The following is a 13,964-nucleotide window of genomic DNA, read 5'->3' on the forward strand; positions in this document are numbered from 1 at the left end:
CGAATAGGGAGTAGCAATGAGCATCAAGGTCATCACGTTCGGAACTTTCGACGTCTTTCACGTAGGCCACGTGAACATCCTCACGCGCGCCCACGACCTTGGTGATCACCTCACCGTGGGCGTCTCGACCGATGCCATGAATTTCTCGAAGAAGGGTCGATACCCCGTCTACCGTCAGGAACACCGGCTCGAGATCGTCGCGAGCATGGCCTGTGTGGACGAGGTTTTCATCGAGGAGTCGCTCGACCTCAAGCGTCAGTACCTCATTGAGCACAAGGCCGACATTCTGGTGATGGGAAACGACTGGGAGGGACGCTTCGACGAGTTCAAGGACATCTGCGAGGTCAAATACCTTCCGCGCACGGACGACATCTCGACCACCGACATCATTCAGGACATCCGCAGCCGTATTGATGACTAGCAATCAGTATCGCTAGCGTCGAGCCCTCGCCTCAGTCACTGCCACCCAGTTCTATCAATCCATGACCTCAACAACCGCGCGGCCCCCGAATTCTAGTTTCCGCCCTGATATAGAAGGACTGCGCGCACTCGCTGTGACCTTGGTCCTCTTGTACCATGCTGGCGCCAGCGTACCCGGGGGGTTCATAGGTGTAGATATATTCTTCGTTATATCTGGCTTCCTTATTACAGGGGTTTTACTCCGTGACCATAACGCCAACGGACGTATTCGCTGGAGATTGTTTTATGCGCGCCGGATTAAGCGCCTACTGCCTGCATCCCTGACGGTACTGATCTTCTCAGCTGTTGTGACTGTCGGGCTAGGGCCGACTTTGCAACGAAGTGTATTTGGCGGCGATATCGCAGCAGCGTCTGGATTCCTAGTCAATTGGCGATTCGCCGATCGTGCAGTCGACTACCTCGCAGAGGACATCGATCCGTCTCCGGTGTTGCACTTCTGGTCTCTGTCCGTAGAGGAGCAGTTCTACGTCCTATGGCCCGCAATGTTGATTATTGCGGCTTTGATCGCTCGTCGCTACGGCTGGTCATTTTCCCGAGTTTCGGGAGTAGCCGTCACTATTATCGTCACGCTTTCGTTCCTCTGGTCAGTTCATTCCACTTCAGTTGATGCGGCGTATGCATTCTTCGAAACATCGGCTCGGATTTGGGAAATTGGCGTGGGCGCGCTACTTGCCATTACCGCATCGTTCTGGCGCGTGAGAATTAAAGGCTTGCGGCTGCCTATTGGAATGATATCTCTGGCGCTCATCACGGCAAGTGCTATTTTACTCAACGACAATCATGCTTGGCCAGGATTTCTTGCTCTCCTACCGGTAGTCGGAGCTGCCGGTGTAATAGTGGCCGGCTCTAGCTCAGGACGAGCCTTGACCCCGTGGCCATCGAGGATTCTCGGTCTACGTCCGCTCGTTTGGATAGGCGGGCTCTCATATTCGCTTTACCTTTGGCACTGGCCACTGCTCGTTGGTGCCGAGTGGGCATTCGGAGACCTCACGACACTCCAGAAATTAGTTGTCGTTGGCTGCTCGATCATTCCCGCTTATCTCAGCAAGCGCTGGATCGAGGATCCTGTCCGACGCTCCAGCTTTCTCACTGAGCCTCCCCTCCGCGGCCTGTGGTGGGGAGCTGCTCTTGTGACCAGCGGAATCGCAGTCGGCTTGATTGTCGTCAGTACACAGCCAACTTGGACCAACGCTGACGTTCCAGCGTCACCTGCGAGCACGGAATCAATTGATGCAGCCACCTCCACTGAGGTCGAGCCGCTGCTCCCATCGGTTGATCCCACGCCGCTCGCGCCTGGGGCGCCATTCACTCCGACGCCCGACAAAGCGAAGGGCGATCGCCCCGTGGCATACGATCTGGGGTGCCAAGTTCAAAAGTCCGACGTAGTTCCCAGCATTTGCGACATCGGTGATCTCAGTAGTAGTGATCGGATTGTCATGGTCGGCGACTCGAAGATTCTCCAGTGGTACACGGCGATGGACGAAATCGGTAGGCAACGCGGGTGGCACATTCAGACTATGACCAAGACGTGGTGCCCATTCATGGATGCTGCCACGACATATCTCCCAGAAGCAACGCACTACCCCGAATGCGACAGTTGGAACAACGAAGTGGTTGATGCACTCCTTGCTGATCCTCCGGACGCGGTGATCACATCTGGATACCAACACCTCGCTTACGAATCTGACTCGAGTGACGTGCTGTCTCAGGATGCGGCGGTGCGGGGCCTCACCAGCCAATGGAACAAGATCAAGTCGGCTGGTATCAAGCTGATTGTGTTCTACGACAACCCCACTCCGCCTCTTGGAACCACAGTCTATGAGTGCGTCCAGGACAATCCAGATGACCTCGAAGCGTGCGCATTCGATAGACAGGAGGGGGTAGAGCGGTCGGGCGCCGCGGCCCAGCTACCCGCCAAAATATCGACTGGAATCGAGAGTATCGACATGACGCTCGCGGTTTGTCCTGAGGAGATGTGCCAGCCAGTAATCAATAGCAAGCTGGTCTATCGCGACAGTAGCCATCTCACTGTGACCTACGTCGATTCCCTGATCCCGCTCCTCGCACCGCAGTTGGATTTTGCGCTACGGGACGTGTTTGCCACCACAAGCGGACCTTAGTAGTGCTACCCCATTGCATCTGAACATGACTCTATTCGTTGGACTGCGCATTAGGCTCCACATTGGCCCCGATAGGCTTTGCCCATGAGTCAACCCACCGCCTTTGTATTGAGCCTGTCCTGCCCCGACCGGCCAGGCATCGTCCACGCCGTCACCGGTCTGCTGGCGCGTCACGGCGGCAACATCACCGAGTCCCAGCAGTTCGGCGACGCAGACACTGGCCTGTTCTTCATGCGTGTCGAAGTAGCGTGCTCAGCGGGCGAATCCGAGCTCGAAGCAGCAGTGGCAGAAATCGCTAGCGAGTTTCAGATGACATGGAGACTCGACATCGCCGGCCGCAAGATGCGCACCGTCGTGATGGTCTCCAAGTCCGAGCACTGCGCAAACGACCTGCTGTTCCGCGAACGCGCGGGGACGCTCCCGGTGGAGATCGTTGCGATTGTCGGCAATCACCCCAACCTGCGCGAACTCGCCGAGTTCTATGGCAAGCCCTTCCATCACATTCCGGTGACGCCCGACACTAAGGCCGATGCCGAGCAGCAGGTACTCGCCCTCGTCGACGAGCTCGACGCCGAACTTGTGGTGCTTGCCCGCTACATGCAAATTCTCTCCGAGCCGATGGCCGATGCCCTCAAAGGCCGGGCCATCAACATTCACCACTCGTTCCTGCCATCCTTCAAGGGCGCACGGCCCTACTTCCAAGCCCACGACCGAGGCGTCAAGCTCATCGGCGCGACCGCACACTACGTCACGGCGGACCTCGACGAGGGCCCCATCATCGAGCAAGATGTGGATCGAGTGGACCACAGCTACACGCCCGAAACTCTGACCGCCATTGGCGCGGACGTCGAGCGTCGCGCACTGGCACGAGCGGTGCGCTGGCACGCCGAACACCGGGTACTTCTCGACGGCCACCGGACCATCGTCTTCAAATAGACGTTGCTTTGGGTAGCGTCGCCCTCAAGGGGGTCGCTAGATGCCTAGCACGCGAGCCGGCGTGGTGGTCGCCGCCGCCTCCGCATCGGCGCGCGACACCCCGGCCGCGACACAAACCTCCACTGCTCGGTCCATGGTGAGCGTGGACCCAGCGAGCGTCTCCGTGCCCGCGACAAACGCACGCCCATCCTCGGTCACGTCAACGTGCAACGTGCCTAACGGGTAGCGACCGGGAGCCGATGCTGCTGCTGCCATCGCGTCTGTCACCAGCACCACCCGGCCAGGGGCCGCTCGGAAGATCGAAGCGATCAGGCTCGGGTCCACGTGGATACCGTCGGCAATGAACTCGATCGCGATGCGTTCATCGGCGAGAGCCGCACCCACGGGCCCCACCTCGCGCCCCACGATTCCGCGCATCGCGTTGAAACCGTGGGTGACCAGGGTCGCGCCCCGGTCGAAGGCCTCACGGGCCGTCGCCGCATCGGCCTCTGTGTGACCGACGGCGACCACCACACCGGCCTCGACGCACTGCGAGATCGCGTCCATGGCCCCCTCGAGCTCGGGCGCCATGGTGATCTGTCGAATGATTCCGTTGCCGGCCTCCAGCAGTTCGGCAATCGCCTCAACTGTTGGCAGTCGCAGGGCAGCAGGATCGTGTGCCCCCTTGCGTGCCGGAGCAATGAAGGGCCCCTCAAGATGCACACCAAGGATCGACTCATCGCGGGCCATCGCCTCACGGACGACGTTCATCGCAGCGATGGTGCGCTCGGGCGACTCTGACACCAGTGACGCCACTAGGCGGCCGGTGCCGTGGGCACGGTGAGCGGCCAATGCGGCAAGGGTGCCATCGACATCGGCTCCAAACGAGTGCCCGCCACCGCCATGACAGTGAATGTCGACGTAGTTGCCCATGCCCATAGCCTAAAGCTGCTGCCAGTCGGGCGAGTTGCTCTGCGCCCACCGGTAGTAGTCGTCGTGCTGGAGCTTGCTCGCGGCCGCCTCGTCCACCACTACGGTGACGTGCGCGTGAAGCTGGATCGCGGAGCCGGGCATCGAGGCCGTGAGCGGACCTTCGACTGCGGCGGCTAGAGCATCGGCCTTGCCCTCGCCAAAGGCGAGGAGCACCAGGTGACGGGCGCGCAGGATGGTGCCCAAGCCCTGGGTGACGCAGTGGATGGGAACCTCGTCGAGACTGTCGAAGAAGCGTGTGTTGTCGGTGCGCGTCTGCTCGGTGAGCGTCTTGACCCGAGTGAGCGAGGCGAAACTAGAGCCGGGCTCGTTGAACCCTAGGTGGCCAGTCGTGCCAATCCCCAACAACTGCAGGTCCACGCCGCCGTGGTCGATCAGGGAACGCTCATAGCGCTCCCCCGCCGTCTGGATGCCGTCGAGCGAGCCGTCGGGTACGTGCACGCGCGCGGGTACCAGGCCCAATGGCCGGGTCACCTCGCGGTCGATCACCGAGTGGTAGCTCTCGGGGTGCTCAACCGGGATCCCCACGTACTCGTCTAGTGCGAACGCCGACATGCGCGCGAAGTCGGTGCCGGCGGCGGCTCGCTCGCGCAGCGCAGCGTACACGGGCAGCGGAGTGGAACCGGTCGCCACTCCTAGCGTGAAGTCCGGGTTGGCGGTGACTCGCGCAGCGATGTGGTCGGCGATCAACGCCCCACCCTCGGCGGGCGAACTGACAATGCGAACCTCAGCCACGGCCGGCTCCCATCATCGCCGCGCCCACGGCCGCGACGGGCTCTGTGGAGTCGAGCGCCTGTACACGCTCGCTGAGGCACAGTGAATTAAGGAAAGCGCTGCGCTCCTGCCATTCGTTGAGCACTGCGAGTGTGCCCGTCATGAGCGGCTCGCCCCACTTGGTGAGACCACCGCCAAGAATGACCTCGTCGACGTCGAGCGTCAGCACCAGTACGCGCACCGCAGAGGCGATGCCGTAGAAGAGCCGATCACGAATGATCTCAGCGGCCGGGTCACCAAGAGTGGCTGCACGCAGGACCTCCTCGGCCGTCGTGTTGCCGCCCCACTGACGGACGATGCCGCTGCCCGAGGCGTAGGTTTCGATCGCGCCAGGTGTGCCTTCTGCGTCCAAAGGTCCGGAGGGATCGATCGCGATGTGGCCGATCTCCCCTGCGGCGCCGCGGCGACCGCGCCATACCTTGCCGTCGAGCACGATGCCCGCGGCCAGTCCGGTGCCAAGATTCAGGAACGCCATGGAGCGATTGCCGTTGCCGGTGAGGATCCAGGCGCCGACGGCGGCGGCGTTGACGTCGTTGTCGACGACGGGCGTGATACCCCAGGCCTCGCCCAGCGTGGTCGCCACGTCCAGTCGCTCAACGCCCAGGTTGTAGGCATGCGTCACGACGCCGTCGATGACGGCTCCCGGAACGCCGATGCCCACGGACTCGACATCGGCAATGCCGATGTCCGCTTCGGCACACACGTATGCCACTGCCTCCAAGGTCGCCGCGACGACCGCGTCATTGCCCTGGCCCGAGGGCACCCGGTGTCGCTGAGACACCGTCCCGGAGGCATCGGTCACGACCACATCGGTCTTGGTGCCACCTATATCTACTCCCACGTGCACGGCTATTGTCCGATCAAGTCAAGGAGCGCGTCGCCGACTAGGCGTGACGCTCCGAAGGTTGCAATGTCTGCGTAGGCGAGCGACTCATCCGGCCAGCCCATGTCCACCACAATCACGTCTCCGCGCGCTCGTAGCGCGTCAATCGCGTCGCGGATCCACTCGTGACGGTGGTTGTCCTTGCCCACCACGATGGGTAACGCGCCCTCGGGCACGCGGTCCACCAACGTCGCTGCATTCATGGAACTACCAACGGCCGATGCTTCAACACGGCCAGTAGCGAAGGGTCCCCAGGGTGCGGGGCCCACGGCAATGTTGAAGGCGGGCTGCAGCTGGAGCCACGCGACGGGGCGGGGGTCCTCGATGAGTTCCCGTGCAGCGTCGGTGACAGCGAAGGCGCTCGCCACGACCTCGGTCGTCAGGCCAGGCACTTTGCCAAGTTCCAGGTCTACTGGTGGCTGAAGTGCGGAGCGCCGGTTCGCGAGCGTGGAACCAAGCGACTCCACGCGACGGGCGGCATCCGCGAGGCGGTCGCTCGCAAGTTCGCCGGAGGATACCGCGGCGTCAATCGCGGCGACGATCTCGCCCATCTGCGCATCGGTGTTCTTGGTGCCGATGCACAGCAGGTCGCACCCGCCGTCGATGGCGAGCACGGCCGCGCGGGCGATGCCCACCTCGCCGCTTGCGCCTTTCATGTCGAGCGCGTCGGACACGATGACACCATCAAAGCCCATCTCATCACGAAGCAGATCCTGGAGGATGGGCTTCGAGAAGGTGGCCGGCACGGCAGGGTCCAACGAGGGAACCATAATGTGCGAGGACATGATGGTGTCGATCCCAGCCGCGATGGCGGCCGCGAACGGAGGCAACTCACGGGCCCGCAGCGTGGCAGGGTCGGCATCAATGCTCGGCAGGTCGACGTGCGAGTCCTGGGCAGTATCGCCGTGGCCGGGAAAGTGCTTGGCGTTGGCGGCGACGCCCGTGGACTGCACTCCGCGGGTCCAGGCCGCGCCGTGGACGCCCACCTGCTCGGGGTCGGTGCCGAAGCTGCGCACGCCGATCACGGGGTTGTTGGGGTTCGAATTGACGTCCACATCGGGCGCCAAGGTGAGTGATACGCCTACGCGACGCAGCTCCCACCCCACCTGCTCGCCCACACGGAAGGAGGTGTCGGCATCGTCGAGCCTGCCAAGCACTGCGTTGCCGGGGAACGGCGACCCGGAGTGCTGATACAGGCGTGAGACGTCGCCCCCCTCCTCGTCGATGGACACGACAGCGTGAGGATTGGCCTCGTAGATCGCGTCAGTCAGGGCGCGGAGTTGCTCTGGATTGTCGACGTTGTCGACGAACAGGCACACCCCTCCCATCCCCTCACGCAACCGGCGGGCAACCCAATCGGGAAGGTCGAGTCCCACAAAGCCGGGCATGAGGGTGCGCAGCGCGCTCATCCCTTGACCGCCCCGCTGACGAGGCCGGAGGTCATGCGTCCCTGCACGATGAGGAAGAAGACGATCACCGGCACGGCAACCAGCGTGGATGCGGCCATGACCTCACCCCAGTCGGTGGCGCGGGTGGCCGAGGCCTGAACGAATCCACGCAACCATAGCGGTAGCGTCTGGGCATCTTCGGCGGGAAGCAGAATCAGGGCGACCGTGAACTCGTTCCATGCCTGCAGGAAGGCGTACACGCCCGATGCGACAAGGCCCGGGGCCAGGAGCGGGAACGTGATCTTCATGAAGGCCTGGAAGCGGCTGAGCCCGTCCACCATGGCGGCCTCTTCGAGGTCGGCCGGAACGCCGGCAACGAAGCCACGCAGCATCCAGATGGTGAAGGGCACGACGGCCGCGACATAGATGATGGAGACACCGACGACGCTGTTGAGTAGCCCGAGTGAGCTCATCATCTTGTACTGAGCGAGGAAGAGCGCTTCTGCAGGAAGCATCTGGATCAGCAGCACCGCGATGATGAACGTCTTGCGTCCGCGGAACTTGAATCGTGAGATGGCCAGCGCCGCGAGGAACGCGAACAGGATGCAGAAGAACACCACGATGAGCGTGATGGCGACAGACATGCCGAGCGCCCTGAAGAAGGTGCCGTCGTCCATCGCGGACGTGAAGTTGCGCCATGAGCCGCCGAAAGGCAGGAAAGTCGGGGTGAAGCGTTCTAGGACGGTGGTGGGCAGGAATGCCGAATTCAGCATCCAGTAGACGGGGAAGATCCAGACGAGCGAGATGACTATCGCGAGCACGGATAGTCCAACGCGGGACTTGCGCTTCATCAGTCTTCCTCCTTCATAAGCTTGCGGACGTACCACCAAGAGATGGAGATCGTCAGAATGAGCACGATGACGGATGCGGCAGCGGCGGAGGCGAAGTCGTTCGAGCCGGTACCGACCTTGTAGATGTAGGTACCCAGCAGGTCGAACTTGGAGCCGCTGGCGCCGGCGTCCTGCAGGATCTTGATCTGCGCGAATACACGCAAGTCCCAGATCACCTGGAGAAGCATCACGATGGCGATGACCGGCTTGATCATGGGCAGGATGATGAGACGCAGGCGCTGGCCGTTGGATGCTCCATCAAGGGCGGATGCCTCGAGAACTTCGTCGGAGACCTGCGTGAGGCCCGCGAAAATCGAGAATGCGACGAACGGCACGGACATCCAGGTGACGATGATGCCCGCCATCAGGAAGAAGGTCCAAGGGCTGGCGAACCAGTCGAACCTGTACATGTCGACGCCGGGGATCTTGTCCAGCAGGTAGTTCACCACACCGCGGCGGGTGTCGAAGAGCCAGGTCCACACGGTCATCGAGGCGACGATGGGCATTGCCCACGCGAGCAGCATCGAGATCTGCAGGATCAAGCGGACGGCCTTGTTGACCGCGTTCATGAGTAGTGCGAAGGCGAGGCCAAGGGCGAGCGTCAGACCCGCCACCACGAAGCAGAAGACGAGCGAACGCCCCACTACCTGCCAGAACTCAGTGTCGGATAGAAGCTCGATGTAGTTCTGGAGACCGATAAACTCGGCGGCCGCGCCGAACTGCTGGGCGAGGCCATATGACTGGGTTGACGTGACGAGTTGCCACGCGGTCGGATAGCCGGTTCCGACGAGGAGGATGCCGATCGAAGCTGCGATCAACCAGTACGGGGCGCGGCGGGCTCGGCGCTTGGCCTTACTCGCATGGGCGGCGGCCTTGATGGACTCTTCCGACTGGGCCTGGCGCTTGGGGGAGGTCACGGGTGAACTCATGGCGTTCTCCTCCTCTCTTTGGGGTCGTTTAATACAGCGTATGGGGAGTCAAAGTTTGGGGTGGGGTCGGGCCACCGCTGTGGGAGCGGGAGCCCGACCCGGGCGCGAGGCGCACCTCGCGCGGGTGGTGAATCGCGGACGATTCACACACGGGTGGGGCCCCGGCCCGTCAAGAACGGGGCCCCGGTGTGTGGCTGATTAGCCGTTGAGCATCGGGGTGATCTGTGCGTCGTACTCGGTCGCGAGGGCTGCGATGTCGCCGCCCGCGTTGACCTTGCCGAAGAACTCCTCGAGGAGGCTGCTGCCCTCAACTGCTGCCCAGCCCGGCGCCGCCGGGGTGAGCTTGGAGCCGGAGGCTGCCTCGATGTTGACCTTTGCGAACTGGTCGTCACCAAGTGCCGAGGTGAAGTCCAGGTTGGCCGGGCCGAGACCCGCACCAGCAAGCATCGTCTGGTACTCGTCCGAGAAGATGATGGTCATGAGCTGCTTGGCCGCATCCTGGTTCTCGGAAGAAGCGGAGACACCGATGTTCGAGCCACCAGCGAATACGGGGGCAACGCCACCGTCAACGCCGGGGAGTGCGAACGTACCGAAGGTGTCGTCGTCCCAGGTCAGGACGGGGGTGGTGCCGTCGTCGCCGACAACGACGTCGCCGTTCTCGTCTTCCGATGTGAGGCCAACCGACCAGTGTGCCCAGTTCGGGGCCATGATCGTTGCAGCCTCGGGCTTGCCCGTCGACTCGTTGTTGTTGATGTTGACCCAAGGAGTCGAGTCAAACTCACCAACGGGAGCGTTCGAGGCGGAGGTGTAGAGGTCCTGAAGCATCTTCAGGCCCTTCTGGGTGTTCGGGTCCGAGAGAGTGGAGACCCACTGGCCGTCCTCCTGCTTGGCAAGGTCGCCACCGTTCGCGAAGATCCACGAGATGCCGTTGCGCCAGTCGGATCCACCGAGGTAGAAGCCGGACATGTCGTCCGTCTTCAGCTTGGCGGCGTTGTCGTTGAACTCCTGCAGCGTGGTGGGCTGTGCCACGCCTGCTGCGTCGTAGATGTCCTTGCGGAAGATGATGGAACGCGAGCCGAAGTAGTACGGCATGGCGTAGTTCTTGTCATCCTTTTTGCCGACCTCGACGAAGGACTGGAGCAGGCTGTCGCCACCCAGTTCGTCGTACATGTCGGTGAGGTCGCTGAATGCGCCAACCGCGGTGAAGGTGGGCGACCAGGTGTTACCGATCTCCGTGACGTCGGGGGTGTTGGCCGAGTCGGGAAGCGCGGTGGTCAGCTTCGCGAGTGCGTCGCCCCATCCCTGCTCCTCGATGGTCAGCGTGCCACCGTTCTCTTCTGCGTAGGTGTCCTTGAGGTACTGACGCAGGTCGTCGTTGGTGTCGCCACCCATGAGCCACAGGGTGATGTCCGCCGACTCGGCGGTCATTGCCTCGTCCGTGGCACCGGTCGATGCCTCGGTGGTGGGCGCGGTGGTCTCTTCTTCACTGGAGGTTGAGCAGCCAGCGAGCACGAGTGCGGTAGCGGCCGTTGCTGCGGCTGCTCCGATCATCGTCTTCTTCATAGCGGTGTCCTTTTCTCTTTGCTGCCGTGACCGCCATGGCCACGTCGTTGTGGTGTTTTTCGGGGTTTAGTAGACCCCGAGTTGGCCGGTGAGGACCATGACTACTGCTCCGAGCACGATGATGTCGCGTCCGAGGGTTGTCATTCGGACCGAAAGATCGCCGACAAACTCGGCCATCGTGCGGTCTCGGAGGGTATCGGCGGCTGCTGCAATGAGCGGGCCGTCGATCAGTTCGGAGGGGCCGCTGAGCACGACTTCCCCCAAATTCAGGGCGCCCACGATGGGCGCGGTGGCGATGCCGAGGCGTTCGCCGGCTTCACGCAGAATTGCTTCGCGCTCGGCCTCGGTGGTCGCGTTCGCGAGGCGGGCCTCGATGCGCGGGATTGCGAGCCAGGTCTCAAGGCAGCCGGACTTGCCGCACACGCAGGTGTCGCCGCCGTCGGTGCCGACCATGACGTGGCCGATCTCGCCGGCTGCTGAGCCGGACCCGTAGACCTGCTGGCCGCCCACGATGAGGCCGGAACCCACACCGCGTCCAGCACGGACCAGCATCATGTCGGCGCCACCGCCGCCAAAGGTGCGCTCGGCAAGCGCGGCGATGTTCGCATCGTTCGCTACCTGCACGGGAAGCTGAGCACGCATCGACAGGATCTGCTGGAGAGGCAGGTCCTTCCAGCCGAGGTTGGGGGCGCTGAGGACGGTGCCGGTGGCGTCGACGATGCCGGGGCTACCGACGCCCACGCCGAGAATCGGAGCGGTGGCCGCAGCGACGAGGCGCTCGAGGATGAGTGCCGTCGCCTCGACAGCCTCCGTGCCGGTCACACCGGTGACGTCGAGCTCCTCGCGGTGCAACACGGTGCCGTCGAGGTTGGTGACGGCGCCACGGAAACGGGAGTTGAAGGAGAGGTCCAGACCCACCACCACAAATCCGTTGCGGTTGATATCAAGCATCGTGGCAGGCTTACCCGGACGTGAATCGGTGCGCACACCGAGCTCGATGACGAGGTTCTCGTTGATGAGGTCGGAGATCAGGTCTGAAATGGTGACCCGAGTGAGGCCGACTTCCCTGGCGAGGTCGGCTCGGCTGAGGCCCTCGGCACGAAAGAGAGCCTGGAGCACCAAGGCGCGGTTGTGGCTGCGAGCGTGCTCAGGAAGGACGCGCGCACCAGCCTGCACAGCGCCGGCCCACGCCGTGCTGCGTGCGGGATTCGCGATGCCAAACTCACCGGTGCTGGTCGCCGTTGTGGCGCTCACACCGGAAGTGCGTCGCTGCGCTTCCTCGGTTGTCATGTTTGTTAGTAAAGGTCACTAACAAACAAAATGCAAGCCCAAAACCGAAATCTTCAAAACCGTTACCGGGCTGTAACACGCCGCTGCCTCGACTCCCTTCAGTGGGCGCCAACGTCGATGCCACCCTTGCTCACGAGCAAGAGGGGACGTTTCTTGGTAACCCATGAGCGCACGCGATAGCCTTGGGTGCGCAATCGCGCCCTCTCCCAGACCCTCTGAAGGGTAAATATGAACGTCGTTGTAGTTGGTGACATTGGTTGGCAGTTTCTCTATCACTTAGGCGATGAAGCCATGACCGAGGCGGCCATCGACATGTTGCGTGAGCGCGGCGTTGACGCGATCACACTTGTGGCGGGTGAACCTCACATTGCCGAGAGATTCTACGGGCTACCTGCAGTGCCGCGAGTGAGATTCAAAGCAGCATGGACCCGAGCCCGCAACGACTGGCGGCTTAAAGACGTCGGCCGGGTGCTCGCTGAAGAGGACTGGGACGACATGCCCATCTACCCCGCCATTCGTGATGCGGATGCGGTACTCATCGCGGGTGGCGGAAACATGAATTCCCGCGACTATCACCTGCTTTACGAACGCGTCGCGGCCAAACGAATCGCTGAACACTTTGGGAAGCCGCTCTATGTCTCCAGTCAGACAGTCGGCCCGATGCTCCTTCCCGAGGACCGCGAGCTCGTCGTGGAAATTGCTGACTACGCGCAAGCCTTCGGGTGCAGAGAGGAAACCACCACGGCGCTCATGCGTCGCTACGTGGCGCGACCCGAGCGAGTTCATCACACTCTTGACGACGCCTCCGTGCTGACCTCGGACGACAAGGCGCGAAAGGTTGTCAAGGAACTTGCGGGTGATGAACAATTCGTGGTGGCCTCCTTTACCAACCACCACGGTTCGATTTGGGAGAACCGCGATACGTACTACTCAGATATCGCTGCCGCCTGTGCTGCCATATCCGCTGACAACGATGTCGACGTACTCCTCGCGCCTCACGCGGGCTCACTGGATTCCGCCCAAACGTCACGGGACCAGGAGAGCAACGAGATCATTGCCGAGCTTGCCGATTCGTCGCGAGTTCGAGCAACCCGCATGATCACGGCACGCGAGGATGTCGCCTTGATCGAGGCAGCCGTGCTGTCGCTATCGACCCGCTATCACCCCACTATCTTTGGGCCGTCTGCCGCCACTCCTACTGTTGGAATTGCGCCGTCGTACTACTCGTCCGTACGGATGCGAGGATCGATGCGCAACGTTGGCCTCGAGCGTTTCGTACTGCCCACTAGTTCAATGCACCTATTGCGCGACGCCGCTCGGGAGGCGATAGCGAAGGATGTGGATCTCACGCACTTCTTGGAGTCTGCGCGCGAGCGGGCGCGCGCGTTTCAAAACGATTGGTGGGATGCCCTCGCCTCCGCGATGAGTGCCGGCGCTCCTGTCGAGTTCTCCGCGACGCTTGAGTCCGAGACCTATGTGCCTACCGGCGCGTGGTCGGCGGAGAACGAGATCATCACGCCAGTATTCGATGACTACGCAAGGTCAGTAGATCGCAGCGCTGAGCTCGCAGCGTCGCTAGAGAATGCGCGCGAGGCAAATGAGGAACTTTCTTCCGCTCTTGAGGTCTCACAGGAGAAGCTCGAGTTGTCTCGCGCGACCGTGGAGAGGATCAAGAACCGCAAGGTGGTAAAGCTTGCCGACCGACTTGGCAGATTACTACCTGGACGTTAGCGAGCGCGTGG

12 protein-coding genes are annotated in these 13,964 nt (G+C 62.3%); 4 read left to right on the plus strand and 8 right to left on the minus strand.

From position 1 onward, the window contains the following. The first annotated feature begins 16 nt into the window (after nucleotides 1-16). From AOP73_RS01315 to purU, 3 genes are all read left to right on the plus strand, one after another. A complete protein-coding gene (locus AOP73_RS01315; protein WP_061962851.1) occupies nucleotides 17-421 on the plus strand; it encodes an FAD synthase family protein in 405 nt (134 codons plus the stop codon). A 61-nt stretch (nucleotides 422-482) separates the two neighbouring features. Continuing rightward, a complete protein-coding gene (locus AOP73_RS11675) occupies nucleotides 483-2,600 on the plus strand; it encodes an acyltransferase family protein (RefSeq protein ID WP_084626467.1) in 2,118 nt (705 codons plus the stop codon). 84 nt (nucleotides 2,601-2,684) lie between these two features. Continuing rightward, nucleotides 2,685-3,536 (plus strand): formyltetrahydrofolate deformylase, encoded by an 852-nt coding sequence (gene purU, locus AOP73_RS01325; protein ID WP_061962853.1) that lies wholly within the window; start codon nucleotides 2,685-2,687, stop codon nucleotides 3,534-3,536. A 36-nt stretch (nucleotides 3,537-3,572) separates the two neighbouring features. Here purU and nagA read toward each other — a convergent pair whose 3' ends face one another. The 8 genes from nagA to AOP73_RS01365 form a co-directional block, all read right to left on the minus strand. Then, nucleotides 3,573-4,448: an N-acetylglucosamine-6-phosphate deacetylase gene (gene nagA / locus AOP73_RS01330; RefSeq protein ID WP_236683477.1), complete on the minus strand. Its 876-nt coding sequence runs from the start codon at nucleotides 4,446-4,448 to the stop codon at nucleotides 3,573-3,575. Nucleotides 4,449-4,457: 9 nt separating this feature from the next. Then, a complete protein-coding gene (locus AOP73_RS01335) occupies nucleotides 4,458-5,240 on the minus strand; it encodes a glucosamine-6-phosphate deaminase (RefSeq protein WP_061962855.1) in 783 nt (260 codons plus the stop codon). Next, nucleotides 5,233-6,120 carry an ROK family protein gene (locus tag AOP73_RS01340; protein ID WP_236683478.1) on the minus strand — a complete coding sequence of 296 codons (888 nt, stop codon included), beginning with the start codon at nucleotides 6,118-6,120 and terminating at the stop codon, nucleotides 5,233-5,235. The genes AOP73_RS01335 and AOP73_RS01340 overlap by 8 nt, the downstream gene beginning before the upstream one ends. Nucleotides 6,121-6,128: 8 nt before the next feature. Beyond that, on the minus strand, nucleotides 6,129-7,571 hold the full coding sequence (locus tag AOP73_RS01345; protein ID WP_061962857.1) for a glycoside hydrolase family 3 protein: 1,443 nt from the start codon (nucleotides 7,569-7,571) through the stop codon (nucleotides 6,129-6,131). Then, a complete protein-coding gene (locus tag AOP73_RS01350) occupies nucleotides 7,568-8,401 on the minus strand; it encodes a carbohydrate ABC transporter permease (protein ID WP_061962858.1) in 834 nt (277 codons plus the stop codon). Before AOP73_RS01350 ends, AOP73_RS01345 begins: the two co-directional genes overlap by 4 nt. Then, nucleotides 8,401-9,369 (minus strand): carbohydrate ABC transporter permease, encoded by a 969-nt coding sequence (locus AOP73_RS01355; RefSeq protein WP_061962859.1) that lies wholly within the window; start codon nucleotides 9,367-9,369, stop codon nucleotides 8,401-8,403. The genes AOP73_RS01350 and AOP73_RS01355 overlap by 1 nt, the downstream gene beginning before the upstream one ends. 198 nt (nucleotides 9,370-9,567) lie before the next feature. Beyond that, nucleotides 9,568-10,932: an extracellular solute-binding protein gene (locus AOP73_RS01360; protein ID WP_061962860.1), complete on the minus strand. Its 1,365-nt coding sequence runs from the start codon at nucleotides 10,930-10,932 to the stop codon at nucleotides 9,568-9,570. A 66-nt stretch (nucleotides 10,933-10,998) separates the two neighbouring features. Further along, nucleotides 10,999-12,222, minus strand: coding sequence for an ROK family transcriptional regulator (locus tag AOP73_RS01365; RefSeq protein WP_084626468.1), 1,224 nt, complete (start codon nucleotides 12,220-12,222; stop codon nucleotides 10,999-11,001). A 228-nt stretch (nucleotides 12,223-12,450) separates the two neighbouring features. On the opposite strand from AOP73_RS01365, the gene AOP73_RS01370 reads away from it, so the two are divergent. Beyond that, nucleotides 12,451-13,953, plus strand: a complete 1,503-nt coding sequence (locus tag AOP73_RS01370; RefSeq protein ID WP_061962861.1) for a polysaccharide pyruvyl transferase family protein — start codon at nucleotides 12,451-12,453, stop codon at nucleotides 13,951-13,953. Nucleotides 13,954-13,964: the final 11 nt, after the last annotated feature.

Origin of the sequence: Demequina aurantiaca (genome assembly GCF_000975135.1) — a bacterium.
In the GTDB taxonomy this organism is placed as follows: Bacteria; Actinomycetota; Actinomycetes; order Actinomycetales; family Demequinaceae; genus Demequina; species Demequina aurantiaca.